The 22,897-nt window shown below is 70.0% G+C and carries 27 protein-coding genes; 21 read left to right on the top strand and 6 right to left on the bottom strand.

Going from position 1 to position 22,897, the window contains the following annotated elements:
- Nucleotides 1-8 precede the first annotated feature (8 nt).
- A complete protein-coding gene (locus AB0J04_RS16740) occupies nucleotides 9-1,031 on the bottom strand; it encodes a LacI family DNA-binding transcriptional regulator (RefSeq protein WP_363169176.1) in 1,023 nt (340 codons plus the stop codon).
- Nucleotides 1,032-1,136: 105 nt separating this feature from the next.
- Nucleotides 1,137-1,925 carry a response regulator transcription factor gene (locus AB0J04_RS16735; protein ID WP_363169175.1) on the bottom strand — a complete coding sequence of 263 codons (789 nt, stop codon included), beginning with the start codon at nucleotides 1,923-1,925 and terminating at the stop codon, nucleotides 1,137-1,139.
- A 204-nt stretch (nucleotides 1,926-2,129) separates the two neighbouring features.
- Here AB0J04_RS16735 and AB0J04_RS16730 point away from each other — a divergent pair, with 204 nt between their 5' ends.
- From AB0J04_RS16730 to AB0J04_RS16695, 8 genes are all read left to right on the top strand, one after another.
- The gene (locus AB0J04_RS16730; protein WP_363169173.1) at nucleotides 2,130-2,969 is read left to right on the top strand and encodes an alpha/beta fold hydrolase; all 840 of its coding nucleotides are present in this window, start codon (nucleotides 2,130-2,132) and stop codon (nucleotides 2,967-2,969) included.
- Nucleotides 2,970-3,005: 36 nt separating this feature from the next.
- Nucleotides 3,006-3,260 carry a MoaD/ThiS family protein gene (locus tag AB0J04_RS16725; RefSeq protein WP_363169172.1) on the top strand — a complete coding sequence of 85 codons (255 nt, stop codon included), beginning with the start codon at nucleotides 3,006-3,008 and terminating at the stop codon, nucleotides 3,258-3,260.
- 1 nt (nucleotide 3,261) lies between these two features.
- Nucleotides 3,262-4,464 (top strand): hypothetical protein, encoded by a 1,203-nt coding sequence (locus AB0J04_RS16720; RefSeq protein ID WP_363169171.1) that lies wholly within the window; start codon nucleotides 3,262-3,264, stop codon nucleotides 4,462-4,464.
- Between the two features lie 141 nt (nucleotides 4,465-4,605).
- Nucleotides 4,606-5,343, top strand: coding sequence for a DUF2993 domain-containing protein (locus AB0J04_RS16715; RefSeq protein ID WP_363169170.1), 738 nt, complete (start codon nucleotides 4,606-4,608; stop codon nucleotides 5,341-5,343).
- Nucleotides 5,344-5,541: 198 nt separating this feature from the next.
- Complete coding sequence (locus tag AB0J04_RS16710; protein ID WP_350818853.1) at nucleotides 5,542-5,625, top strand: Ms5788A family Cys-rich leader peptide; 84 nt, start codon at nucleotides 5,542-5,544, stop codon at nucleotides 5,623-5,625.
- Between the two features lie 139 nt (nucleotides 5,626-5,764).
- Nucleotides 5,765-6,604 carry a sulfurtransferase gene (locus AB0J04_RS16705; RefSeq protein ID WP_363169169.1) on the top strand — a complete coding sequence of 280 codons (840 nt, stop codon included), beginning with the start codon at nucleotides 5,765-5,767 and terminating at the stop codon, nucleotides 6,602-6,604.
- A gap of 58 nt (nucleotides 6,605-6,662) precedes the next feature.
- Complete coding sequence (locus AB0J04_RS16700) at nucleotides 6,663-6,950, top strand: DUF1416 domain-containing protein (RefSeq protein WP_093780197.1); 288 nt, start codon at nucleotides 6,663-6,665, stop codon at nucleotides 6,948-6,950.
- A gap of 116 nt (nucleotides 6,951-7,066) precedes the next feature.
- Nucleotides 7,067-7,330, top strand: a complete 264-nt coding sequence (locus AB0J04_RS16695; protein ID WP_363169168.1) for a DUF3099 domain-containing protein — start codon at nucleotides 7,067-7,069, stop codon at nucleotides 7,328-7,330.
- Nucleotides 7,331-7,343: 13 nt separating this feature from the next.
- On the opposite strand, the gene AB0J04_RS16690 is transcribed toward AB0J04_RS16695, so the two are convergent.
- On the bottom strand, nucleotides 7,344-7,706 hold the full coding sequence (locus tag AB0J04_RS16690; RefSeq protein WP_363169167.1) for a DsrE family protein: 363 nt from the start codon (nucleotides 7,704-7,706) through the stop codon (nucleotides 7,344-7,346).
- Between the two features lie 293 nt (nucleotides 7,707-7,999).
- On the opposite strand from AB0J04_RS16690, the gene AB0J04_RS16685 reads away from it, so the two are divergent.
- The 6 genes from AB0J04_RS16685 to AB0J04_RS16660 all read left to right on the top strand — a co-directional run bounded on the left by AB0J04_RS16685 (nucleotide 8,000) and on the right by AB0J04_RS16660 (nucleotide 13,308).
- Nucleotides 8,000-8,575: an FABP family protein gene (locus tag AB0J04_RS16685; RefSeq protein ID WP_363169166.1), complete on the top strand. Its 576-nt coding sequence runs from the start codon at nucleotides 8,000-8,002 to the stop codon at nucleotides 8,573-8,575.
- Nucleotides 8,576-8,923: 348 nt separating this feature from the next.
- Nucleotides 8,924-9,592, top strand: a complete 669-nt coding sequence (locus AB0J04_RS16680; protein ID WP_363169165.1) for a hypothetical protein — start codon at nucleotides 8,924-8,926, stop codon at nucleotides 9,590-9,592.
- The gene (locus AB0J04_RS16675; protein WP_363169164.1) at nucleotides 9,585-11,165 is read left to right on the top strand and encodes an N-6 DNA methylase; all 1,581 of its coding nucleotides are present in this window, start codon (nucleotides 9,585-9,587) and stop codon (nucleotides 11,163-11,165) included. The genes AB0J04_RS16680 and AB0J04_RS16675 overlap by 8 nt, the downstream gene beginning before the upstream one ends.
- On the top strand, nucleotides 11,162-11,803 hold the full coding sequence (locus AB0J04_RS16670) for a restriction endonuclease subunit S (RefSeq protein ID WP_363169163.1): 642 nt from the start codon (nucleotides 11,162-11,164) through the stop codon (nucleotides 11,801-11,803). The genes AB0J04_RS16675 and AB0J04_RS16670 overlap by 4 nt, the downstream gene beginning before the upstream one ends.
- A 31-nt stretch (nucleotides 11,804-11,834) precedes the next feature.
- The gene (locus AB0J04_RS16665; protein ID WP_363169161.1) at nucleotides 11,835-12,332 is read left to right on the top strand and encodes a transcriptional repressor; all 498 of its coding nucleotides are present in this window, start codon (nucleotides 11,835-11,837) and stop codon (nucleotides 12,330-12,332) included.
- A gap of 10 nt (nucleotides 12,333-12,342) precedes the next feature.
- Nucleotides 12,343-13,308, top strand: coding sequence for a folate-binding protein (locus tag AB0J04_RS16660; protein ID WP_363169159.1), 966 nt, complete (start codon nucleotides 12,343-12,345; stop codon nucleotides 13,306-13,308).
- A 20-nt stretch (nucleotides 13,309-13,328) separates the two neighbouring features.
- Here the strand turns inward: AB0J04_RS16660 and dtd are convergent, their stop codons facing one another.
- Complete coding sequence (gene dtd, locus AB0J04_RS16655; protein ID WP_363169158.1) at nucleotides 13,329-13,754, bottom strand: D-aminoacyl-tRNA deacylase; 426 nt, start codon at nucleotides 13,752-13,754, stop codon at nucleotides 13,329-13,331.
- Nucleotides 13,755-13,913: 159 nt separating this feature from the next.
- Between dtd and AB0J04_RS16650 the strand changes: the two genes are divergently transcribed.
- The 3 genes from AB0J04_RS16650 to AB0J04_RS16640 all read left to right on the top strand — a co-directional run bounded on the left by AB0J04_RS16650 (nucleotide 13,914) and on the right by AB0J04_RS16640 (nucleotide 17,159).
- The gene (locus AB0J04_RS16650) at nucleotides 13,914-14,480 is read left to right on the top strand and encodes an aerial mycelium formation protein (RefSeq protein WP_363169157.1); all 567 of its coding nucleotides are present in this window, start codon (nucleotides 13,914-13,916) and stop codon (nucleotides 14,478-14,480) included.
- A gap of 110 nt (nucleotides 14,481-14,590) precedes the next feature.
- The gene (locus AB0J04_RS16645; protein ID WP_363169156.1) at nucleotides 14,591-15,883 is read left to right on the top strand and encodes a GNAT family N-acetyltransferase; all 1,293 of its coding nucleotides are present in this window, start codon (nucleotides 14,591-14,593) and stop codon (nucleotides 15,881-15,883) included.
- 367 nt (nucleotides 15,884-16,250) lie between these two features.
- Nucleotides 16,251-17,159 (top strand): GntR family transcriptional regulator, encoded by a 909-nt coding sequence (locus AB0J04_RS16640; protein ID WP_363169155.1) that lies wholly within the window; start codon nucleotides 16,251-16,253, stop codon nucleotides 17,157-17,159.
- On the opposite strand, the gene AB0J04_RS16635 is transcribed toward AB0J04_RS16640, so the two are convergent.
- Nucleotides 17,149-17,343: a hypothetical protein gene (locus AB0J04_RS16635; protein WP_363169154.1), complete on the bottom strand. Its 195-nt coding sequence runs from the start codon at nucleotides 17,341-17,343 to the stop codon at nucleotides 17,149-17,151. The two genes, AB0J04_RS16640 and AB0J04_RS16635, sit on opposite strands and share 11 nt — an antisense overlap.
- Nucleotides 17,344-17,513: 170 nt before the next feature.
- On the opposite strand from AB0J04_RS16635, the gene AB0J04_RS16630 reads away from it, so the two are divergent.
- Both AB0J04_RS16630 and AB0J04_RS16625 read left to right on the top strand, forming a co-directional pair.
- Nucleotides 17,514-18,404, top strand: coding sequence for a winged helix-turn-helix domain-containing protein (locus AB0J04_RS16630; protein WP_363169153.1), 891 nt, complete (start codon nucleotides 17,514-17,516; stop codon nucleotides 18,402-18,404).
- The gene (locus tag AB0J04_RS16625) at nucleotides 18,353-19,204 is read left to right on the top strand and encodes an HAD-IA family hydrolase (protein WP_363169152.1); all 852 of its coding nucleotides are present in this window, start codon (nucleotides 18,353-18,355) and stop codon (nucleotides 19,202-19,204) included. The genes AB0J04_RS16630 and AB0J04_RS16625 overlap by 52 nt, the downstream gene beginning before the upstream one ends.
- Here the strand turns inward: AB0J04_RS16625 and AB0J04_RS16620 are convergent.
- Entirely contained in the window at nucleotides 19,191-19,376 is a 186-nt protein-coding gene (locus tag AB0J04_RS16620) for a hypothetical protein (protein ID WP_363169151.1), read from the bottom strand. The genes AB0J04_RS16625 and AB0J04_RS16620 overlap by 14 nt on opposite strands.
- Nucleotides 19,377-19,544: 168 nt before the next feature.
- Between AB0J04_RS16620 and AB0J04_RS16615 the strand changes: the two genes are divergently transcribed.
- Both AB0J04_RS16615 and AB0J04_RS16610 read left to right on the top strand, forming a co-directional pair.
- On the top strand, nucleotides 19,545-20,414 hold the full coding sequence (locus tag AB0J04_RS16615) for a winged helix-turn-helix domain-containing protein (protein ID WP_363169150.1): 870 nt from the start codon (nucleotides 19,545-19,547) through the stop codon (nucleotides 20,412-20,414).
- A gap of 299 nt (nucleotides 20,415-20,713) precedes the next feature.
- Complete coding sequence (locus AB0J04_RS16610) at nucleotides 20,714-22,807, top strand: aminoglycoside phosphotransferase family protein (protein WP_363169231.1); 2,094 nt, start codon at nucleotides 20,714-20,716, stop codon at nucleotides 22,805-22,807.
- Nucleotides 22,808-22,897: the final 90 nt, after the last annotated feature.

The raw sequence follows: 22,897 nt of genomic DNA, 5'->3' as shown, positions 1-22,897 counted from the left end.
CGGCGGAGCTACTCGCAGCCGCAGGACCTGCGGGCGAGCAGCCGGGACGGGAACACCTTCAGCCGTTCGCGACGGGACCCCGCGACCCGCAGACCGTCGTCCAGGACGAGGTCGACCGCCGCGCGGGCCATCGCCGAGCGGTCCGAGGCGATCGTCGTCAGCGGCGGGTCGGTGAGCGCCGCCTCCTTGATGTCGTCGAAGCCGGCCACCGCCAGCTCGCCGGGCACGTCGATACGCAGCTCGCGCGCCGCGCGCAGCAGGCCGATCGCCTGGTCGTCGGTGGAGCAGAAGACGGCCGGCGGCCGGTTCGGACCCGCCAGCAGCTCCAGGGAGACGCGATAGGCGTCGTAGCGGTTGTAGGGGGCCTCGAAGAGCCGGCCCTCCGTGGAGACGCCGGCCTCGTCCATCGCGCGCCGCCAGCCCTCGACGTGGTCGGAGACCGGGTCGCCGACGGAGGGGGTCTCCGCGGTGCCGCCGACACAGGCCACGTACTCGTAGCCGTGCTCCAGCAGGTGGCGGACGGCGAGCTGGGCGCCGCCCAGGTCGTCGGTGACGACCGCGACGTCGTCGATGGCCTCGGGGCGCTCGTGCAGCAGCACCACGCGCGCGTCCCACGCGTCGATCTCCGCGGCCGCCAGGTCGTTCAGCGCGTGGCTGACGAGGATCAGCCCCGAGACGCGCATCCCGAGGAACGCGCGCAGATAGTGGACCTCGCGCTCGGCGACGTAGTCGGTGTTGCCGACCAGCACCATTTTTCCGCGCTCGGAGGCGGCCTGCTCGACCGCGTGCGCCATCTCGCCGAAGAACGGCTGACGGGCGTCCGGGATGATCAGGCCTATGAGGTCGGTGCGCCGGGACGCCATCGCCTGGGCGACCCGGTCGGGCCGGTACCCCAGCTCCTTGATGGCGGCGAGGACACGCTCGCGCGTGGCCGGGGCGACCGGCCGGGGTCCGTTGTTGATGACATAGCTGACGACGGCGGTCGAAGTCCCCGCCAGCCGCGCCACATCATCCCGAGTCACCTTGGCCACGCGCGGAGTCTACGCGGATGGACCCGCTCTGGGCAGGGCGTACAGGAGCTTCCCTGTGCGCGAGCAACGCCCTTCCCGAGCAGGTACGCGGCCTACTGACGGGTACTACGCCTCCGCCGGGATCTCTTGGGCGTCCAGGGCGGCCGCGTTGTCCGCATCCTCCGCCTTTGCCTGCTCCGACCGGTCCGCCTTGGCCTTCGCGTCCTCGCCGCCGCGCTCCCCCTTCTCAGGGGTAACGAATCGATAACCGACGTTCCGGACGGTTCCGATCAGCGACTCGTGCTCCGGGCCGAGCTTGGCCCGCAGCCGCCGTACGTGGACGTCGACCGTGCGGGTGCCGCCGAAGTAGTCGTAGCCCCAGACCTCCTGGAGCAGCTGTGCACGCGTGAACACCCGGCCCGGGTGCTGGGCCAGATACTTCAGGAGCTCGAACTCCTTGAAGGTGAGGTCCAGGACCCGCCCCTTCAGCTTCGCGCTGTAGGTCGCCTCGTCGACCGACAGGTCGCCGTTGCGGATCTCCATCGGGGAGTCGTCGTTGACGATCTGCTGGCGGCCCATGGCCAGCCGCAGCCGCGCCTCGACCTCGGCCGGTCCTGCGGTGTCGAGGAGCACGTCGTCGATGCCCCAGTCGGCGGTGACGGCCGCGAGGCCGCCCTCGGTGACGACGAGGATGAGCGGACAGCCGGGGCCGGTGGAGCGCAGCAGCTGGCAGAGGCTGCGGACCTGGGGCAGATCGCGGCGGCCGTCGATCAGGATGACGTCGGCGCCGGGGGTGTCGACGAGAGCGGGGCCTTCGGCCGGTGCCACGCGCACGTTGTGCAGCAGCAGGCCGAGGGCCGGAAGCACCTCGGTCGACGGCTGGAGGGCGTTGGTCAGGAGCAGCAGAGAACTCATACGTCTGGTTCCTCCTCGGTCCCTGCGAGGACGTTTTCGGCACTGCGCTTTCTTGCGGCACTGCTCTTGCGTTCCCGGGGCCCGTACACCCGCGGTCACCTGGCGTTTCCCGCCCGGTTCCCAAGTCGTATACAACGCTTCCGAAAGCACAAAAGGACCCGGGGGCTTCGCTGCCCGAGTCCTCTGTCCAGCAGAATAGCCCACATGAGCAGCAGTCCGGCAGGTCATGTGGCACGTTCCACCGATCGTCCGAATTCCGAGACGGGCAGTCGCACACCATTGCGGACGTTTCTGACTGCCGCCGACGGGATTTCCATCGATTCCGTATACGAACCGGGTGGCGTTGTATACGACGCCTCCGCGCCATCCGCCGGTCACCCCGCGTTCGTCATGGCCCACGGGTTCACGGGCGACGTGGACCGCCCGCAGGTGCGGCGCGTGGCGGCCGCCCTCGCCCGGCACGGCGCCGTCGTCACCTTCTCCTTCCGCGGGCACGGCCGCTCCGGCGGGCACTCCACCGTCGGCGACCGCGAGGTGCTCGATCTCGCCGCCGCCGTGGAGTGGGCGCGCTCGCTCGGGCACGCGCGCGTGGCGACCGTCGGCTTCTCCATGGGCGGCTCGGTGGTCCTGCGGCACGCGGCGCTGCACCCGGGGACGGTGGACGCCGTCGTCTCCGTGAGCGCCCCCGCCCGCTGGTACTACCGCGGCACGCCTCCGATGCGCCGGGTGCACTGGCTGATCACCCGCCCCGAGGGCAGGCTGGTCGGCCGCTACGGCTTCCGCACCCGGATCCACGGCCGTGACTGGGACCCCGTTCCGCTGTCGCCGGTCGAGGCGGTCCCGAGGATCGCCCCCACCCCGCTGCTGATCGTGCACGGCGACCGGGACGGCTACTTCCCGCTCGACCACCCCCGGACGCTGGCCGAGGCGGCCGCCGGGCACGCCGAACTCTGGGTGGAGCCCGGCATGGGCCACGCCGAGCACGCGGCCGACGACGGCCTGCTGGCCCGCATCGGGGACTGGGCGGTCGTACGGGGCGGCTAGCCTGACCGTGTACACAGCCGATCGATTGAGGAACCGATGCCAAAGGTCACGGTGCGCTACTGGGCGGCCGCGAAGGCCGCGGCCGGGGTCGCCGAGGAGCCGCACGACGCGGACACCCTCGCCGAGGCCCTCGACGCCGTCCGTGCGCGACACCCCGGTGAACTCGCGCATGTCCTGCGGCGATGCTCGTTCCTCGTCGACGGCGACCCCGTGGGCACCCGCGCACATGAGACGGTACGGCTGGCCGACGGCGGCACGGTCGAGGTGCTCCCGCCGTTCGCAGGAGGGTGAGATGACCGACCAGCCGTATGACCCGCCGTTCGACCAGCCGTATCAGCAGTACCCGCCGTACGAGGGGTACGAGGGCTACGACCCGCAGGCGCACCAGGCCCAGCAGGCCCAGCAGGCGTGGCCCGGGCAGCAGCAGGGGTACGACGACCCGCAGGCCCACATGCAGTACACGCAGCAGTGGCAGGGCCAGACCTGGGAGACGAGCGTCCAGGCCCCGGTCACCCCGGCCGACCCGGCCCCGGCCCACGGCGACCCGCAGGCCGCGTACGGCCGGCCCGACGGGTACGGCCAGGCCGCGTACGGCCGGCCCGACGGGTACGGCCAGGCCGGGTACGGCCGGCCCGCCGCGCACCTGCCCTCCGCACCCGCACCCGTGCCCGCCCCGGCGCCCGAGGCCGGTGGCCCCGACTCGACCTACGGTCCCGCCACCCTCGCCGGCAACGCGCGCGTCACCGACGCCCAGCGGGCCCGGCTGGAGGGGCGGTCGCCGATCATCGAGCCGGGCATACAGCCCGCCGCGCTCACCGCGCTGCTCGGTCTGCTGCTCTCCGGTTCGGCGGCGATCGGCTCGTACGCCCTTCTCGTCCCGCTCGTCGCGCTCCAGGCCGTCACGGCCGCCGGCTGGTTCCGGCTGAACGGCATGTGGCCGGCCCGACAGGGCATCGCGCTCGCCTTCCTGGGCGCGCTGGTCTCGGACGTCGCCCTGCTCGTGGCCGGCCGGGAGAACGCGCCCGCCGCGATCCTCGGCACCCTGGGCGTCTGGGTCCTGCTCTGCCTGGTCCTCCAGCTGCGCTCGCACGCGGACGCCGACGAGCGCATGTACGGCCTGATGGCGACCGTCGCCTCCGCCGCGCTGGCCATCCTCGCCACCGGGTACCTCGCCGCCGTGCCGGACGCGGTGTCGGTCGGCGCGGCCTCGGTCGCGGTGGCGATGTCGGCCCGCGCGCTGCCGCTGCCCACCCCGGCCTCCGTCGTGGTGGCCCTGCTCGCCGCCGCGGGCGCGGGCATCGCGGTCGGCGAGATGACGGGTCTGGGCGCCGGAGGCGCGCTGCTCGGCGCGGGCGCGGCCGGCTGCGCGCTCATCGGCCACCGGGTCGCGAGCTACGACTATCCCTCCCGCTTCGTCCACTTCACGGCGGGCGTCGCCCTGCCGCTGGCCGCGGCCGCCCCCGCCGTCTACGTGCTGGGACGGGCGCTGGGGTAAGCGCCGGGGAGACCTGGAAGGGACCTGGGGCGAGGGGTAAAGACTGTCACAGCTGATCGACAAATCGGCGGTGCCGTCCGTGCCGAGGGTTACCGTGAGGCCTCATTGACTTTTGGCCATCCGGGTGGGGGGAACTACCGCATGCGTGCGCTTCGAATACTGCTGGTCGTCGTCGTGGTCCTGGGCGGTCTGTTCGTGCTCGCGGACCGCCTCGCCGTGAACTTCGCGGAGGACGAGGTCGCCGGCAAGCTGAAGAGCACCGAGGGCCTCGCCACCACCCCGGACGTGTCCATCAAGGGCTTCCCGTTCCTCACCCAGGTCGTCGGCGGCTCGCTGGACGACGTCGAGGTCGGCATCAAGGACTACGAGGCGGCGACCGGCACCAGCGGCCAGACGATCCGCCTCGACGACCTCAACGCGGACATGAAGGGCGTCGACTTCTCCAGCGACTTCAGCTCCGCCACCGCCTCCAGCGCCACCGGCACCGCGTCCATCACCTACGCCGAGCTGCTGAAGACGGCGAAGTCCGAGCCGACCGAGGTGGTGCAGGGCGTCACCGCCAACGTCATCGGTCTCTCCGACGGCGGCAACGGCAAGATCAAGGTCGCCGTCGAGGCCACCGTCCTCGGCACCAAGCTGCCGCAGCCCGTCTACGTGCTGAGCACGGTCACCGTCGAGGGCGACACCGTCCGGGTGCACGCCGACTCGCTGCCCAGCTTCGGCGGGGTCCAGGCCGCCGAGAACGAGGTGCGGTCGATCACCGACTTCCAGCAGAAGATCGACGACCTGCCCGGCGGGATCCAGCTCGACAAGGTCGAGGCGGGGACGAACGGTGTGGAGATCTCGGTGAAGGGTTCGAACGTCAAGCTGGCCGGGTAGTACCCCCGACGGTGGACGGCCGGTGTCCGACAGGCGAGACAAGGCCGTCCGCACCGCAGATGTGACGACGGATACAAGCGCCCGGAACCCGTGTCCCCACGGTCCGGGCGCTTCTCTCGTCCCAGTATCCGGACGATCGCATCTCACCATTCGGAGCGTTGGTGACATGCCCGCCCGTTCGTCCCTACGATCGACGACATGATGCAGCGACAGGCGGATCTCACGAAGCGGCGGGCAGTAGACCTGTGCCGCGTCGCCGCCATGCTCTGTCGCCCCTTCTGAGCGGAGGCGCCGTCGGCCCTCCGCGCCCTCCCGGCGCCCTCACCCGAGGGCATCCGTGCGCCGGCCGCCGGCGAGACCCGGCCCCGCACCCTTCTTTTCTTGCACACCCCCGCCGCAACTGCCCCGGAGGAGAACGAGCATGAGCCGCAGCGACGTCCTGGTCGACGCCGACTGGGTCGAGGCCAACCTCGACAACGCCGACATCGCCATCGTCGAGGTCGACGAGGACACGTCCGCGTACGAGAAGAACCACATCAGGAACGCGATCCGGATCGACTGGACCAAGGACCTCCAGGACCCGGTCCGCCGTGACTTCGTCGACCAGGAGGGCTTCGAGAAGCTCCTGTCCGCGAAGGGCATCGCCAACGACACGCTGGTGATCCTCTACGGCGGCAACAACAACTGGTTCGCGTCCTACGCCTACTGGTACTTCAAGCTCTACGGCCACGACAACGTCAAGCTTCTCGACGGTGGCCGCAAGAAGTGGGAGCTGGACGCCCGCGAGCTGGTCGAGGAGGTGCCGGAGCGCGCCACGACCGACTACAAGGCCAAGCCGCAGGACAAGACCATCCGTGCCTTCCGCGACGACGTGGTGGCGGCCATCGGTTCGCAGAACCTGGTCGACGTCCGCTCGCCCGACGAGTTCAGCGGCAAGCTGCTCGCTCCCGCGCACCTGCCGCAGGAGCAGTCGCAGCGTCCGGGCCACGTCCCGTCCGCCCGCAACATCCCGTGGTCGAAGAACGCCAACGACGACGGCACCTTCAAGTCGGACGAGGCGCTCAAGGAGCTCTACGCCGACGAGCAGGTCGACCTGGCCAAGGACACCATCGCGTACTGCCGCATCGGCGAGCGCTCGGCCCTGACCTGGTTCGTGCTGCACGAGCTGCTGGGCGTGGAGAACGTCAAGAACTACGACGGCTCCTGGACCGAGTACGGCAGCCTGGTCGGCGTCCCGATCGAGCTCGGCGCCAACAAGTAAGCGAAGTATCCCGATCCCGACCGGCCTTCCTTCCGGTCAGACCCTCTTGGAGAGAGACATGTGCGGAGCGAAGGCCGGCGGCCCGGACGCCTCGACGATCAAGCCCGGTGAGACCACGATCCAGGGTCAGGTGACCCGCGACGGCGAGCCCGTGGTCGGTTACGTCCGCCTGCTGGACTCGACCGGCGAGTTCACCGCGGAGGTCCCGACCTCCGCCACCGGACAGTTCCGCTTCTACGCGGCCGAGGGCACCTGGACCGTCCGCGCCCTCGTCCCGGGCGGCACGGCCGACCGCACGGTCGTCGCCCAGACGGGCGGCCTCGCCGAGGTCGCGATCGCGGTCTGAAGCACCTGATCGACCCGAGGGCCGTACCCCTGCACGGGGTGCGGCCCTTCGGCGTGTCCCGACCTGCCCCGGAGTCGTTCTTCGGCGGAGTCGTGGGCGCGGCCTACCCTGGAGTCATGTACGCACGCCGGCGCCACGCGTATTTCGCCATGATGGGGACGTGCATCACGCTGTTCGTCCTGGCCTGGGGAGTCGTGCGGATCTGGTCGGTTCCGGTGGCCGTCGGGATGTGTGTGGTGGCCATGGTCATCCCGCCGCTGGCCGCGATGGTCGCCAACCGGCGCGGCCCCGAGGACCGCTGGTGGGACGACCCCTCGGGCGACCCGAAGTCCGACGAGTGGTGGGACGAGCTGGACGGCAAGAAGCGCCGCTCCCCGTAGCCGCCGGGCGGTCCTAGTAGACGAGGGCCTGCGTGTCGTCCGCCAGCGCCTCCTGTACGAACACCTGCGCGCCCGCGATCCGGACGCCCTCGATGACGTCCTTCTCCGTGATGTCCCGGCGGGCCGCGCACTGCGTGCACAGGGTGAGGCGGCCGGCGGCGAGGACCGAGTCGATCAGGTCGGGCAGCGGGGCCGCGTGCGGAAGTTCGAACTCGGCGGCCCGGCCCTGCAGCGCGAACCAGGCGGACTCCCCGGTCAGCCACAGCGACACGTCGACCCCGCTGGCCACGGCCACCGCCGCGACGGTGAACGCCTGCGAGCACCGCTCGGGGGCATCGGCCCCCGCCGTCACCTTGATCACGAGCTTCTTCGCCATACGTGAATCGTAATCAACTCGCTGGCGACTCCCTGCTCGGATCCCCGCTCCGATCCCGCTCGAATCCCCGCGAGGGCCTACCTCACAAGGAGGGCCGGGCCCCGGCCGCGTAAGCTGGGGCCCGGCCCTTTTGCATGTCCCAGAAGCACGCTCATCCGAGGAGCAACCCGTGGAGATCTTCTTCGAAGCCCTGCTGGTCCTGGTCTGCGTCGGCGTTCTCGCCTTCGCCGGTCTGGCCGTGAAGAAGCTGTACCAGGGCCAGCGCTGACCACCACGTTCAGGAACTGCCACTCATGATCGAGATTCCGTCCGACCTCCACAAGGACCTCGTCCCCCTCGCCTTCCTGCTGGGCACCTGGGCGGGCGCGGGCGTGCACGACTTCCCCGGTTCGGAGAAGTGCAACTTCGGGCAGGAGGTGACCTTCGGCCACGACGGCCGGGACTTCCTGGAGTACCACTCCCACACCTGGGTGCTGGACAACGACGGCGAGAAGGTCCGGCCGCTGGAGTCCGAGTCCGGCTTCTGGCGGATCGACGCCGACCGCAAGGTCGAGGTGACCATGGTCCGCGACGACGGCGTGGTCGAGATCTGGTACGGCGAACTGGCCGCCAAGAAGCCGCAGATCGACCTGGTCACGGACGCGGTGGCCCGTACGGCGGCCTCCGGCCCCTACACCGGCGGCAAGCGACTGTACGGCTACGTCAAGAGCGACCTCATGTGGGTCGGCGAGAAGCAGACCCCCGAGGTCGAGCTGCGCCCCTACATGTCGGCCCACCTGAAGAAGGTCGTCACCCCGGAGGACGTCGAGCGCTGGGCGAAGGCCCTCCCCGACGACATGCCGGACGACGGGATCGCCTTCTTCAAGTAGGGCGAGCGGCGAACAAGCAGTGAACCAAGGGCCTCGCGGCGTCCGCGGGGCCCTGTTTCACGCCCTTGGAGGGGCTTAACAGGGGTTCAGAGCGGATGGTGGGGGGTTAACAGATACGACTGCACTGCAATGCGCTTGATCTCTGCCACTACTACCGACTATCGTTGAGGCCAACGCACGGAACCCCGGCCGCAATTGGACTGCGGCCGGGGTTCCGACAAGCCGTGCCCTGGGTGGCGTGCATGCAGAGGCGGCCCAGAACGTACGTTGTCGACTTTAGCACAGCGGCTCATTCCGTATGGAGAAATCGTCCCGGGCATCCGTGTGCCCGGAAGAAGGGGGGAAACAGTGGTCGACGGGATGCCCGAGTGGATGAAGCGGTACTTCTCCAAGCCGCGGCTCAAGCCCTACCTGCGTGCGGCCGGCGGAGACCCCCGGGCCGCGATGCGGCTCTACCGGTGGAACGTCGAGGCGTCGGCCGCTCTGTACGCCCCGCTGCAGTGCGTCGAACTCGCCGTGCGCAACGCGCTGCACGACTGCCTGGTCACCAAGTACGGCCGGCCCGACTGGTGGGAGGTGGCGCCGCTCGACAGGGGAGGGCATGACGTCGTCGTCGCGGCGCGCAAGAAGTGTGAGGACAAGGAGAGGAAGCGGGCGCAGGAGCAGAAGCGACGGAAGCGGCCGGTCACCGTCGACGACGTCGTCACGGAGCTCACCTTCGGCTTCTGGACAACCCTGCTCGTGTCGCGCTACGACCGGGTCTTCTGGGTGCCCACCCTGCACAAGGCGTTCCCCCACGTCGGCCGCCGCGACGGCTTGTACGACGACCTGTGGGCCGTGGTCCGCCTGCGCAACCGCGTCATGCACCATGAGCCCATCCACGGCGAGGGTCTCGCCGCCGACCATGCCAGGATCTATCGGGTCCTCGACGCTCTCGACCCCGACCTGAGCAAGGAGGTCCGGGCGATGGACCAGTTCCCGTCCGTGCTGGCGCGCAAGGAGGATGCTCTTGAGTGACTTCGGCGAGGTGCGCGTCTCGCGCTCCGACATCGCCCGGCTGGCGGGGGTGAAGCGCCCCGCCGTCACCAACTGGGAGCGGCGCCACACGGACTTCCCCGCCCCCGTCGAAGGCGGCGACCTTGACAGGTTCCGTGCCGACCAGGTCCTGGAGTGGCTGTCCGGCCGTACGATTCCGTCCAGCGCGCTGGAGCCGGGCGAGCTCACGGGGACGACGTACGGCGACCGCTTCCGGGCGGGCCTGAGCGGGCATCGGTCGGGGAGTCTGCTGTCGGCGGTGGAACAACTGGCCGGACCGGACGCAGAGCGGCTGCGTGGCCGGCTGCGTGTGTCCGCATACCTGTACGCGTTGCTGTCCTTGGTCTTCGTCCAGATCCGGAAGTCGGACCGGTGGTCACACTTCGTCAAGGACCCGGAGACCGCCCTGAGGGATCTGAAGGGGCCGGGTCAGGAGTACGGGGAGGCGCCGCTGCCCGAGGTCGTTCGGATTCTGGACAGCAATCCGCCCGTATCCGCGGACGAGAGCCGTCAGGCCTTCGACCGTCTTCTCGAGTTCCTGCGCAACACGGACACGAGAGCGGCCGAGGAGTTCTACACGCCCCTGTCGGTGAGTCGGGTCATGGCGCGGGCCCTGGCCGCCCAGGGTTCCGCGAAGCGGTTGCATGACCCCTTCTGCCGTGCGGGGGAGCTGCTGGCCGCGTACCTGGACGCGGTCGCAGAACAGGGCGGCGGGGTGCCGGAGTCCGTCACCGGCCGCGCGCCGAGCGCGGAGGAAACGGAACTCGCCCAGATGAACATCGAGCTCCACGGCGCGCGACGCCCCCGTGTCCTCCCCGGATCCAGGTACCCCGCGCGGAACGACGACTTCGGTGACCTGCCGGGCCCGTTCGACGCGGTGATCACCAATCCGCCCTTCGGCAGCGTGGGCCCCTGGCCGGGGTACAACCCGAGACACTGGCGCTACGGCGAATCCCGTTCCGGGGAGTTCGACTGGCTCCAGTACGTCGTCTCCTGCCTCGCCCCCGAAGGCCGCGCCACCGTTCTCATGCCCGCCGGCGCAGCCTCCCGCGGCAGCGCCGAGCAGCAGACGAGGGCCCGGATGATCGAGGACGGCGTGGTCGAGTGTGTGATGTCCCTGCCGGCGCGGCTCTTCGAACTGACCCAGATCCAGACGCACATCTGGTTCCTTCGCGCCCCTCGCGGCCGCCCGGAGCAGGTCCTCTTCGTGGACGGGTCGGATCTGGGCAGCATGGCCACCCGGACACGCCGCGCGCTGTCGGAGGAGGACGTGGACCGGCTGGTGGGGGCGTACACGTCGTGGCGCGAGTCCGGACACGGCGAGCGGCCGGGACTCAGCCGGGTGGTGCGGTTCGCGGAGATCGCGGCCCACGACCACCGGCTGGAGCCGACGCTCTACGTACGTGAACACCCGCCCTCGGCAGGCGCCCTCGACGATGTGGCCGCTGCGCGGAACCGGCTGGCGGAACTGTCCGAGGAGCTCGAAAGGCTGCACGAACAAGCGAAGACCATCGACGGTGTCACAGAGGTACGGCTGAGGAGGTACGGCCTGTGACGGACGCGACCGGCGGCCCGGGGCCCCTGCCCACAGGCTGGCATCGCCTCGCTCTGAAAGAACTGTGCTCCTTCCAGGCGGGACCGTCCGTCAAGGGCGAGCAACGTACGGACGCGCACACGGGGGTGCGGCTCGTGCTGCCCCGGGACGTCGTCCACCAGCGGATCACGCCCGCCGAGAGTGTGGGGGTCGTCCCAGAGAAAGCGCGCACGCTGCACAGGTACCGGCTCGTCCAGGGCGATGTTCTCGTCATCCGGACCGGTACCGTCGGCCGGTGCGCCATGGTCACCGGTGAGCAGGAGGGATGGCTGTACCACGCGAACCTTCTCAGGCTTCGGCTCCACGACCCGGACCTGTCCCTGGCGGCCTATCTGACCGGGTATCTGAGCGCGGGCTTCGCACAGAGCTGGATCCACAAGAGGTCGGCCAGTGCGGTGATCCCATCGGTGAACGCCCGTGAGCTGGGCGAGCTGCCCGTGTTCGTCCCCCCGCCCAAGGAACAGGAGTCCATCGGCGCGACCCTCGCGGCGCTCGACGAGAAGGTCCGCGTCCACACAGAGATCGCCCGGGCGACCGGCGAGTACCGAGCCGTGCTCGCCGATCTGCTGATGACGGGCGGGCTGTCGCCCGGGGCGTGACGTCCGTGCGCGGCGGCCTAGACTGGACGCCGTGGTAGGCACCGACTGGAAGAGCGACCTCAGGCAGCGCGGCTATCGGCTGACGCCGCAGCGACAGCTTGTCCTCGAAGCAGTGGACACCCTGGAGCACGCGACCCCCGACGACATCCTCGTGGAAGTGAGGAAGACGGCGTCGGGGGTCAACATTTCGACGGTCTACCGGACGCTGGAGCTCCTGGAGGAGCTCGGGCTGGTCAGCCATGCCCATCTGGGGCACGGCGCGCCCACCTACCACCTGGCCGACCGCCACCATCACATCCACCTGGTCTGCCGGGACTGCGAGAACGTCATCGAGGCGGATGTGAAGGTCGCCGCCGAGTTCACGGCCAAGCTGCGCGAGACCTTCGGCTTCGAGACGGACATGAAGCACTTCGCGATCTTCGGCCGCTGCCAGGACTGCACACTCAAGAACGCGACCGCCAGGAGTGCGACCGCCAAGAGCGCGACCGCCGAGAACGCGACCGCAAAGAGTTCAATTACCGAGTCGTAGGCTTAGGCGTATGAAGAGCCCTCTGCTGTCCCTGCCCGGCGCCGTCCCCGCCGAGGGCGTGGACGAAGGCGTCGCCGGCCACTACGGCGACCTGTTCCGCGAGCAGCGCGCCCTCGCCGACGGCACCGGTTTCGTCGACCTCTCGCACCGCGCAGTGGTCACCGTCTCCGGCGAGGACCGGCTGAGCTGGCTGCACCTGCTGCTCACCCAACACCTCACGGACCTCCCCGTCGGCGAGGCCACCGAGGCGCTGATCCTCTCCGCGCACGGCCACATCGAACACGCGCTCTACCTGGTGGACGACGGCGACACGGTCTGGGCGCACATCGAACCCGACACCCAGGAGGCGCTGATCGCCTACCTGGAGTCGATGAAGTTCTTCTACCGGGTCGAGGTCGCCGACCGGACGGCGGACACCGCGGTCGTCCACCTCCCGGCGGGGTCGATCGCACCCGTCCCGCCCGGCGTCGTCGTCCGCGAGACCGCCTACGGCCGTGATCTCTTCCTGCCGCGCGCCGATCTGGAGTCGTACGCCGGGCAGGCGGGTCCGCCGGTCGGGATCCTCGCCCATGAGGCGCTCCGGGTCGAGCAGCACCGCCCGCGCCTCGGCTTCGAGACCGATCACCGCACGATCCCGCACGAGCTCGGCTGGATCGGCACCGCCGTGCACCTGCAGAAGGGCTGCTACCGCGGTCAGGAGACGGTCGCCCGGGTCCAGAACCTCGGCAAGCCGCCCCGGCGCCTGGTCTTTCTGCACCTCGACGGCAGCGAGGTGTACCTCCCGGCCGCCGGCACCGAACTCCGCGTCGCCGACGAGGACCCCGACGGCCGCAAGATCGGCTTCATCACCACGTCCGCCCGCCACCACGAACTCGGCCCGGTGGCCCTGGCACTGGTGAAGCGCAATGTGCCGGTGGACGCCCCGCTGCTGGCCGGGACGACGGCGGCGGCCCAGGAAGTCGTCGTAGAACCTTAGTTCCCGTCCGGACGGTCCTGCTAGATCTCGAGCAGGACCGTGAACGGGCCGTCGTTCGTCAGCGAGACGCGCATCTGCGCGCCGAACCGGCCCGTCGTCACCGTCGCGCCCAGGGCGCGCAGCTGCGCGACGACCTCGTCGACGAGCGGTTCGGCGACCGGGCCGGGGGCCGCCGCGTTCCAGGTGGGGCGGCGGCCTTTGCGCGCGTCCCCGTAGAGCGTGAACTGGCTGATCACCAGCAGTGGGGCGTCGATGTCGCTGCAGGACCGCTCGTCGTGCAGCATGCGCACCGACCAGAGTTTGCGGGCGAGTTGGGCCGCCTTCTCCTTGGTGTCCTCATGGGTCACGCCGACCAGGACGCACAGTCCCTCGCCGTTGATCTCCCCGACCGTCTCGCCGTCCACGACGACGCTCGCGCCGTCCACCCTCTGCACCACCGCTCGCATGCGGACCATGATGCCGGGTGCCCCGCGCGAACCCGCGAGGGGCCCATTTTTGATCCTTAAGCCCCTATCTGGGGCCGTTCGGGGGGACTCGGTCACAAAGCGGCCACTTGGGGTGGCACGATGCTTTCCACACGCCGGTCGAGGGGACGGTAGAAGGACATGAGCACACCGAGTACCGGGCGGCCGGCGACACCCCGGCCGCCGACACAGCGAGGCGACAGCCCTGTGCTGTCCGCGCCGCCTCCGGAGCCCGACCTGGCCCTGCTGAGCCTGCCCGAACTGCGCACCCTGCGCCGGGACGCCCAGCGCGACGAGGCCGACCTCAGCTACGTACGACGGCTGCTCCAGGGCCGTATCGACATCCTGCGCGCGGAGCTGGCCCGGCGGTCCCCGACGGGCGCGGCCTCCGTGGTCGACCGGCTGCCGGAGATCCTCACCGACGCCCCGGCCCGCCACCGCTCCTCCGCCCGGCACGTCACCCTGGGCACCCCGCACAGCGAGGAGTACCGCCGACTGGCCGCCGACATGCTCGCCGACGTCGAACTCTCCGACCTCGACGCCCGCACCGACCCCGAACTCCACGAGGCGATGGCCCGTCTGGTCCGCTACGAACAGCAGGTCTCGAGCCGCCGCCAGCACCTCCAGCGCACGGCCGACGACTCGGGCCTGGAGATCAGCAGAAGGTACCGGGAGGGGGAGGCGCAGGTGGAGGACCTGCTGGTGTAACGGTCATCCGTGGGCGTGGGAGGGGTGTCCCGGGCGGGTCCCGGAGGCGGGTCCCGGAGGCGGGCGAAAATTCCCTGCGGCACCCGCCTGCGCCTGCCTACGGTGATCCGATGACCAGCCGAGCCACCACCGACCGCCCCCGCGACCTCGACCACGACCACGACCTCGACATCCGGACGATCACCGACGCCGAGCTCCCCGACTGGATGCGCACCCTGCGCACGGGCTTCCTGCGCCCGCCCGTCGTCACCGACCAGGGGGTCGCCGACCGCCGGACGACGCTCGCGGACTCCCGCGTCTTCGCCGCGTTCGACGCGGGAAAGTGCGTGGCGACCTTCCGTTCGTTCCCCCAGGAGCTCACCGCGGTCGGCGGCGCCCATGTCCCGGCCGACGCGATCTCCAACGTCGCCGTCGTCGCCACCCATCGCCGCCGCGGCCTGCTCACCCGCCTGATGACGGACGACCTGACGGCCGCGAAGGAACGCGGGGACGTCGTCGCCACCCTCATCGCCGCCGAGTACCGGATCTACGGCCGCTACGGCTTCGGCCCGGCCACCACGATGACCGAGTGGTCGATCGACGTGCCGCGGGCCGGCCTCGACCCGCGCCGGACCGTGCCGGGGGACGGCGGCCGGATCGACCTCGTGGACGGCGAGGAGGTCCGCAGGATCGGCCCCTGGCTGCACGAGCGGCTGCGCCTCGTCCAGCCCGGAGCGGTCAGCCGGGACGAGCACTGGTGGGCGTCGAACACCGGGCTGCTGCAGCTGTACGGCGGCCCCTGGACCGAGCCCTTCTACGCGGTGTACCGCTCGGCGGACGGCGTGGTCGACGGGCTGGTCTCGTACCGGGCGGACGACACGTGGAGCGACGCCAAGCAGCCGCTGAACACGGCCTCGGTGGACTGGCTGATCGCGGCGACCCCGGCCGCGGAGCGCGCCCTGTGGCACTTCCTCTGCTCCATCGACTGGATCACGCGGGTGAAGTCGGGCCGGCGCTCACCGGACGACCTGCTCCCGCTCCATCTGCCGGACCCGCGCGCGGCGAGCATCACCACGCAGGCGGACTGGTTGTGGGTGCGGATCCTGGACGTCGTGGCGGCCCTGGAGGCGCGTACGTACGACGCGGCGGGCACGCTGGTCCTGGAGGTCGTGGACCGGGCCGGCCTGGCCGGAGGCCGCTTCCTGCTGGACGCGACCCCCGACGGCGCCACCTGTGCGCCGACCACCCGCAGCGCCGACCTCACCCTGGAGGTGTCCGAGTTGGCGACGCTGTGGCTGGGCGATCAGTCCGCGGGGCGGCTGGCGGCGCTGGGCCGGCTCCGGGAAGAACGAGCGGGCGCCGCCCGTGGGGCCGACGCCCTGCTGCGTACGTCCGGGCGTCCTTGGTGCCCGGACATGTTCTGAGCGCTCCCTTCGCCGTGCGGCTGCCTTGCTGTTCTTCCGTCTGTCCGTAGCTGTTCGGTCGTGCCTGTTCGGTCGTGCCTGTTCGGTCGTGCCTGTTCAGTGGTGCCTGTTCAGTTGTGGCTGTGCTCTTGCCGCTCTGAAGTTGTGGCTGTGCGGAAGATGTTCAGTTGTGGCTGTACGTCGGTGCCGACTGCTCGGGCTCCCGGCTCCCCTCCGGAAGGGAGCCCGACCGGCCAACCGTATGGAAGTTTGACCATGTTGTTGAAGTTGGCAGCCAACTTCACTGTACTTATGTCCGCTTGGAAGCGTCCTATAACCATCTCTCTTTGAACTGACGGAAGATGGCGGGAAGTTGTACTGTGCGAACGTGGAGCCGGAACATGCCTCCGTCAATGCGCGGAGGAGGGCGGAGCGGCCGCAGCGGTCACACCGCGAGGTGGCCGACGAGCTGCGCACCCGGATCAGAACCGGAGTGCTGCGGCCGGGTGAGCGCATGCCCACGCAGGCCAGGCTGGCGGACGAGTTCGGCGTCGAGCGGGGTGCGGTGCGCCAGGCACTGCGCATTCTCCAGTCGGAACGGCTCCTCACCAACGTCTCCAAGGGAAGTCCGGCGACGGTCGCCGCGCAGCCGGGCGCGGACGGCCCCCCGACCGGGTCCGCTGCGACGCCGCAGGCGGCCATGGTCGCGCTTCCGCCACGCATCACCGAGGCCTTCGCGGCCGACCATGTCGAGGTCGACGCGCTCTGTCTCACCGCGGTCTCGCTGACGGCCGCGATCGGCGAACCCCTGCGGCAGATTCACGCGGGGCAGCTGAAACCGGCCAAGATCGACGTCCGTGTTCTGCTGCCCTCCCGGGACATCGACCTCGCCTTCCCGGCGCCCGTGGACGTCTCGGCCACCGGGCGGCTCCAGCGCCGTTGGCTGGCCCATCGCAACGCGCAGGGCCAGGTGCTGCGGCACAACCTGCTCACCCTGCGCTCCACGCACGGCATCGACGTGCACGTCACCTTCCGCGCGCTGCCCTTCACCCCGCCCGTCAAGCTGTATCTCCTCAACGGGACGGAAGCCCTGTTCGCGTACTACACGGTCATGCGGGGCGAACAGACGATCGACCAGGAGCTCCTGGAGATGTACGACGCCGAGGGCACGCGGTCGGTGCTGTTCGCCTTCGGACAGGGCGCCGGACCGCGTGACACGACGTTCGTGGAGCAGTCCCACCGGTGGTTCGACGCACTGTGGGACACCATCAGTTCGGAGCTGGTGCTCACGAGTTGACGGCGGGCCCGGAGGCGAGAAGGGCGAGGATCACGGCGCCGACAGAGCTGACGGCGGGGCTCTTGGCCTTGATACCGATGCTGAGCAGGAGCAGGCCGACGGCGCCGGCGGTGCCGTACTTCCACTGGATGGTCTGCTCTACGCCGACGACGAACGCGGCGCTGAGAAGGACGAGGACGGGCATGGCGGTTCCCCCCTTCGGAGGCTGGTGGCTCGGAGGCCGGTAGTGGGAAGCAAACCTTCCGCCAACTCGCTAAAGTTGGCAACCAACTATGATTATGTTGTCCCCAGTTGGCAGCAGTTGCTAAACAACTTTCAAACAACTGCCGTCAGATGGATGGAAGTTGTAGCGTTTTGGTCGTGACCCAGGAGAGCGTGGCGGAGAACGTGGCAGTGAACGGCAGCAGAAGAGCCTCGCCGCAGGAGATCGCCGACGTCCTGCGCGAGCGCATCCGCGCGGGGGATCTCAAGGCGGGCGACCGGCTGCCCACCCAGGCCGAGCTCGCCGACGAGTTCGGCGTGGAGCGCGGCACCGTGCGCCAGGCCCTGCGGATACTCCAGGAGGACGGACTGCTCACCAACGTGAGCAAGGGCAGCCCGCCCCGGATCGCACAGCCGCCCGCGCCGGGCCGGGACGAGCCGCAGCCCACGATGGTCGCCCTCACTCCCCGGCTGACCGCGGCCTTCGCCGCCCCGCACGTGCGCATCGACGCGGCCTGCCTCACCGCCGAGAGCCTGATCCCGGCCCTGGGGGAACCCCTGCGGCTGATCCACGCCGGCAGCATCCGGCCCCAGAAGATCGACGTCCGCATCCTGCTGCCCTCCCGGGACATCAGCCTCGCCTTCCCGGTCCCGGTCGAGGGGCGCGGCGAGGGCGACCCCGTCCATGAGCGCTGGCTGGCGATGCGCAACGCGCAGGGGCACGTGCTGCGGCACAACCTCCGGACCCTGCGCTCGCACGGCATCGACGTCAGCATCACGTTCCGCGCGCTGCCGTTCACCCCGCCGGTGAAGCTGTACCTCCTCAACGAGCAGGAGGCGCTGATCGCGTACTACATGGTCACCCGCCGCGAGGAGTCCACCGACACCGGAGTCCTCGACATGTACGACGTGCTGGGCACCGAGTCGCTGCTCTTCTCCTTCGAGAAGGCGGCCGGTCAGCGCGACGCCGCGTTCGTGGAGGAATCCCAGAAGTGGTTCGACGCCCTCTGGGAAACCATCACCACGGACCTGACACTTTCCTAGTGACCTCTGATACGACGCGGACTCAAGGGACTCAACGGACTCAACAGGTGGCAGCCGACGCCGAGAACGAGACGGGCAACGAGACCGGTGCCGAGGCCGGGACCGGGGCCGCGGATCTGCGGGAGTCGATCACACGGGCGCGGGTCGTCCTGTGGGACTTCGACGGGCCGATCTGCCGCCTCTTCGCCGGGTACTCCGCGGAAGGGGTGGCCGACGGCCTGGTGGAGTGGCTCGAGGGGCGGGGCCTGCACCATCTGCTGACGGAGTCCGAGCGGGCGTCGCTGGACCCGCACGTCGTGCTGCGCGCCGTGGACCGTCGGCGCCCCGGCAGCGACCTGGTCGCGGAGCTGGAGGAACGTCTCACCCAGGAGGAGCTGAAGGCCACGTCCTCGGCGATGCCCACCGCCTACGCCGACCCCCTGATACGCACGCTCACCGCCCTGGGGAAGCGGCTGGCCATCACCACGAACAACTCCCCCCGGGTCGTGGCCTCCTACCTGGCGACCCGCGGTCTCACCTCGTGCTTCGCCCCCCACGTCTACGGCCGCACACAGCAGCTGCGGCACCTCAAGCCCCACCCGCACTGTCTGAACCTCGCCCTGCGTGCGACGGGCTCGGCGCCCGGCACCGCCCTGATGATCGGCGACACGCCCTCGGACTTCCTGGCCGCCCGGGACGCGGGCGTCCCCTTCCTGGGCTACGCGCGTAACGAGCGCAAGGCGAAGCTGCTCCGGGGTGCGGGCGCCACGCAGGTGGTGCATTCGCTGGAGCCGGTGCTGACCGCGATCAGGTCGCTCTGAGCATCAGTGCCACGAGGACGACGACCGCCCCGACGGCGAGCACGTTGTGCCGGGCCCGCACGCCCACGGCCACGGTGAGCAGCAGCATCACGCCCACCGCCCCCAACTTGGCCTGCACGGTCAACCCCGCGCAGAACGCGAGGACTTCCCAGAGTGCCGATAACAGGAGCATGCCGTTCCACCTCCCTGCCATTCCCTGTGAAGCTTTCAATTCCCAGTCCAATTGGACTGGTTGACTTGAAGTGGATTTCCCCTGGCTGATTGATCCTTAATCGGCTGCCTTGTACGAGATTTGATGGACGGTGGTTTGGGAGTTGCCGGATGGCGGTACGGTCGCCCTGTGGGCAAGCAGAGTGCTGATGCCGGCGGCCGCGAGTTCCAGCGGGTCGCCGACGAGCTGCGCACCCGGATGACCGACGGGACGTATCCGCTGCGCTCGTTCCTGCCGTCCCAGCGCAGACTGGCGGACGAGTTCGGGGTCTCCCGGGACACAATCCAGCGGGTGGTGCGGGAGTTGGCCAGCGAGGGCTGGATCGAGTCCCGTCAGGGCAGCGGGTCCCGCGTGGTCAAGACCCAGCGGATCCAGTCGTCCACGCCCAAGGCCACCCGGTGGCGGCAGGGGCCGACGCTGGGTCCGCTGCTCAGCGAGGCCTTCGAGCAGCCCGAAGTCACCCTGGACGTCTACACGTTGACGTCCCAGTCGCTGGACGCGCACATTCAACTGCAGGCCGAACGGATCCACAGCGGCTCCATAGCGCCCCAGCACATCGGCCTGCGGATGATCCTCCCCGCCGAGGGCCTCGCCATGCCCTATCCCCGGGTCAAGGACGACAAGGACGACCCGCGTCTGCAGAACCGCCTGCTCACCATCACCAAGCGGCACACGGAATCGCTGCGCGGGGTGCTGAAGGACCTGAGGACCGAGATGCGGGTGTCGTCCGTCGACGTGCAGATCCGCCACGCCCCCCTGGCGCCGGCCTTCAAGCTGTACCTTCTCAACGGCACGGAGGCGCTGCTCGGACCGTACGAGGTGATCGAGCGGCGGATCGGGCTGGAATCCGGGGACGAGATCGCGGCGCTCGACGTCCTGGGGCTCGGCGCCACGCTCACCCACCACGTCAAGGACGAGGACGAGAACTCGCCCGGCACCGTGTTCGTCGACAGTTGGCAGACCTGGTTCGACTCCGTCTGGAACCTGCTCGCCGAATAGCCATGGCGCCGTGCGCTAGCATGCGTCAATCGCGCGAGCAATCGCTCCCGTCCATACGTATGAGACGGCGAACAAGCCAGTCTCGAACGGCCCGACGTGGATGAGTGGCTCACCACCCATTGGCTCACTCGATCATCGCTCCGGTCGTTCGGCGCCTTTACCGTTTGCCCTAATCAGCCCAGCGCGAGTATCCGGAGCGGCCAGTGGTCGACCACCTTGTTCCCTCTCGTCACCACGGGGAACGAGCCGCCGAGGACGTGCCAGGGGTTCTCCGCGCCTTCGTCAGGACCGCCGAGTCGATGCAGGAATCGAGCGGTCATCACAATCGCAACTATGTGCTGCCGCTGACGGAGGGCGTGGCCCGGCTGGTGGGCGGCGAGGCAGGCGCCTCGGTGATCGTGCGCGTCCGGCGCTCCGAGGCGCTGCCCGTGGTGATCAGGACCTGGCAGGACGAGGCGGCCATCCTGGACGCGGTCCACGCCGCGCTGCCGCACGCGCCCGAGTGCCTGATCAAGACGCCCGGCTACGCCATCCACAGCCATGTGGAGGGCGTACCGCTCTCCACGATCTGCGGAAACGGCAAGCCTGTCGACACCCTGCTGATGAAGGCGCTGGCCGGGCTGCTCGCCCAGATGACGCAGGTGCGCCGGCAGGCCCTGCCGCCGCTGCCGAGTTCCTGGCCCGCCAACCACAGCGACAGCCGGGGCTTTCTGAAGACCCTGGCCCTTTGCGCCGACGAACAGATCCGCAAACCCAACTGGGCCGAGTTCGGCGGCCTGTTCAAGGCGCTGGGGATCTCCGACGACGCTCTGCTCCGGCTGGCCGAGCGGGTGCCCGCGCTGACCCGGCGGCCGTACAGCCTGCTCCACGCCGATCTGCACCGGGACAACCTGATCCTGTCGTACGACGGGGACCCGCCGCTCGTCTGCGTCGACTGGGAGCTGGCGACGTACGGCGACCCCCTGCACGACCTCGCCACCCACCTGGTGCGCATGCAGTACCCGGACTACCAGTGGGCCGAGGTGATCGAGGCCTGGGCGCGGGCCATGCGGGACTTCCGGCCCGGTGCGGTCAAGGGGCTGAGCAAGGACCTGCGCCACTATGTCGACTTCGAGCGGGCGCAGTCCGTCTACCCGGACGTGATGCGGGCCGCGCGCTCGCTTCAGGAGTCGTTCACGCAGAAGAGCCTGGACGAGGCGACGGTGGAGGTGCGCCGGGCGCTCGACGCGGCGGCGGGGCCGCTGCGGCTGCGGGACGTGCCGGCGGACGACGAGATCCAGCGGGCCCTGTTCCGGTGGCTGGCGTCGCGGGTCGACGGGGGCGACAGCGGTCGGCACTGGATGGCGAAGGCCTCCGCCTGGGAGCCGGACCGGCGTTTTCCCGAGAACCCCGACTTCCCGGCGTCCGCGGTGCGGGAGGCCCTGCTCGCGGAGGGGGCCGCGCCGGCGCACCGGGTGTTCAAGGGCACCGCGCATCTCAACTCGGTGGTCTGGGTCGGGGACATGTCGACCCCGGTGGTCGTGCGCCGCAAGCTTCCCAACGTCTCCCGGCGCGAGCCGAGTTATCTGAGCGAGCACGCCGTCCTGCGGGCGATCGAGGAGTCGGGTGTCCGGGTGGCGGCGCCCAGGGTGCTGGCGCTGGGCGAGAGTTACCCGGACGACGGGTTCAGCATCCAGACCTATGTCGGCACCCGCGTCGACCAGCCGCCGAGCCACCCGGTGAACGGCCTGCTCCCGCACGAGGCGGACGCACTCGTCGACCAGCTGTGCGAGCTGACCCGGGTGGACCACATGCTGATCGATCCGCAGGCCGGGGACGTCGACTTCTACGAGTGGCTGAAGGAGCAACTCGTCGGCCTGGTGCGCAACCTGCCGAAGGAGTCGCTGCAACTGGCCCGCACACTCGGGCTGCCCGACGAGTGGCGGCTGCGGGAGATCCTCTCCCGGCACCGGCTGAGCCGCCGGGCGCCGGCCCTGCTGCACGGCGACCTCAACCCGTGGAACCTGGTGCGCCGCAACGACCACCATGCCCTGACCGTCATCGACTGGGAGATGGCCCTGGTCGGCGATCCGCTCTACGACCTGGTCCGGCACATGCATCTGACGCCGACCGGGCCGGAGATCCGGACCCGTATGTTCCGGCGGTGGGAGGCGAAGCTGGCCAAGGAGCACACGGCGAACTGGGACAAGGACTGGACCGTCTACCGCTGGATCGAGATCGTCCGCTCCGCGTACATCGACCTCGACCGGCTGGCGACCCGGGCGAGCCTGGACGCCCCCAACGTCCGCCGAGCCGTCGACTCCTACGCCGACACCCTCGCGGCCGCCACCGCCTCACTGGGCCTCCCCGTGTCGAGAACGGCCAACCCGTTCCTGGCCCTCGCGCTGGGCTAACGACGTGGTGCGCGACTGAGGTCGGGGTGTGCCGGCCTGGCGGGTTGGCTGGTGGGCGATCACCGCTCGGCGGTGCGGTCGGAAACGAGG

Source organism: Streptomyces sp. NPDC050263 (genome assembly GCF_040655955.1).
In the GTDB taxonomy this organism is placed as follows: domain Bacteria; phylum Actinomycetota; class Actinomycetes; order Streptomycetales; family Streptomycetaceae; genus Streptomyces.
This window is presented reverse-complemented; position numbering and strand designations above follow the sequence as displayed.

Coding starts and splice junctions, on each gene's coding strand:
- AB0J04_RS16620 (WP_363169151.1), bottom strand. CDS start 19,376: ATGCTCCTGTTATCGGCACTCTGGGAAGTCCTCGCGTTCTGCGCGGGG.
- AB0J04_RS16720 (WP_363169171.1), top strand. CDS start 3,262: ATGACCGACCAGCCGTATGACCCGCCGTTCGACCAGCCGTATCAGCAG.
- AB0J04_RS16735 (WP_363169175.1), bottom strand. CDS start 1,925: ATGAGTTCTCTGCTGCTCCTGACCAACGCCCTCCAGCCGTCGACCGAG.
- AB0J04_RS16700 (WP_093780197.1), top strand. CDS start 6,663: ATGTGCGGAGCGAAGGCCGGCGGCCCGGACGCCTCGACGATCAAGCCC.
- AB0J04_RS16725 (WP_363169172.1), top strand. CDS start 3,006: ATGCCAAAGGTCACGGTGCGCTACTGGGCGGCCGCGAAGGCCGCGGCC.
- AB0J04_RS16690 (WP_363169167.1), bottom strand. CDS start 7,706: ATGGCGAAGAAGCTCGTGATCAAGGTGACGGCGGGGGCCGATGCCCCC.
- AB0J04_RS16710 (WP_350818853.1), top strand. CDS start 5,542: ATGATGCAGCGACAGGCGGATCTCACGAAGCGGCGGGCAGTAGACCTG.
- AB0J04_RS16650 (WP_363169157.1), top strand. CDS start 13,914: ATGAGCACACCGAGTACCGGGCGGCCGGCGACACCCCGGCCGCCGACA.
- AB0J04_RS16695 (WP_363169168.1), top strand. CDS start 7,067: ATGTACGCACGCCGGCGCCACGCGTATTTCGCCATGATGGGGACGTGC.
- AB0J04_RS16645 (WP_363169156.1), top strand. CDS start 14,591: ATGACCAGCCGAGCCACCACCGACCGCCCCCGCGACCTCGACCACGAC.
- AB0J04_RS16610 (WP_363169231.1), top strand. CDS start 20,714: ATGCAGGAATCGAGCGGTCATCACAATCGCAACTATGTGCTGCCGCTG.
- AB0J04_RS16715 (WP_363169170.1), top strand. CDS start 4,606: ATGCGTGCGCTTCGAATACTGCTGGTCGTCGTCGTGGTCCTGGGCGGT.
- AB0J04_RS16660 (WP_363169159.1), top strand. CDS start 12,343: ATGAAGAGCCCTCTGCTGTCCCTGCCCGGCGCCGTCCCCGCCGAGGGC.
- AB0J04_RS16685 (WP_363169166.1), top strand. CDS start 8,000: ATGATCGAGATTCCGTCCGACCTCCACAAGGACCTCGTCCCCCTCGCC.
- AB0J04_RS16730 (WP_363169173.1), top strand. CDS start 2,130: ATGAGCAGCAGTCCGGCAGGTCATGTGGCACGTTCCACCGATCGTCCG.
- AB0J04_RS16635 (WP_363169154.1), bottom strand. CDS start 17,343: ATGCCCGTCCTCGTCCTTCTCAGCGCCGCGTTCGTCGTCGGCGTAGAG.
- AB0J04_RS16705 (WP_363169169.1), top strand. CDS start 5,765: ATGAGCCGCAGCGACGTCCTGGTCGACGCCGACTGGGTCGAGGCCAAC.
- dtd (WP_363169158.1), bottom strand. CDS start 13,754: ATGCGAGCGGTGGTGCAGAGGGTGGACGGCGCGAGCGTCGTCGTGGAC.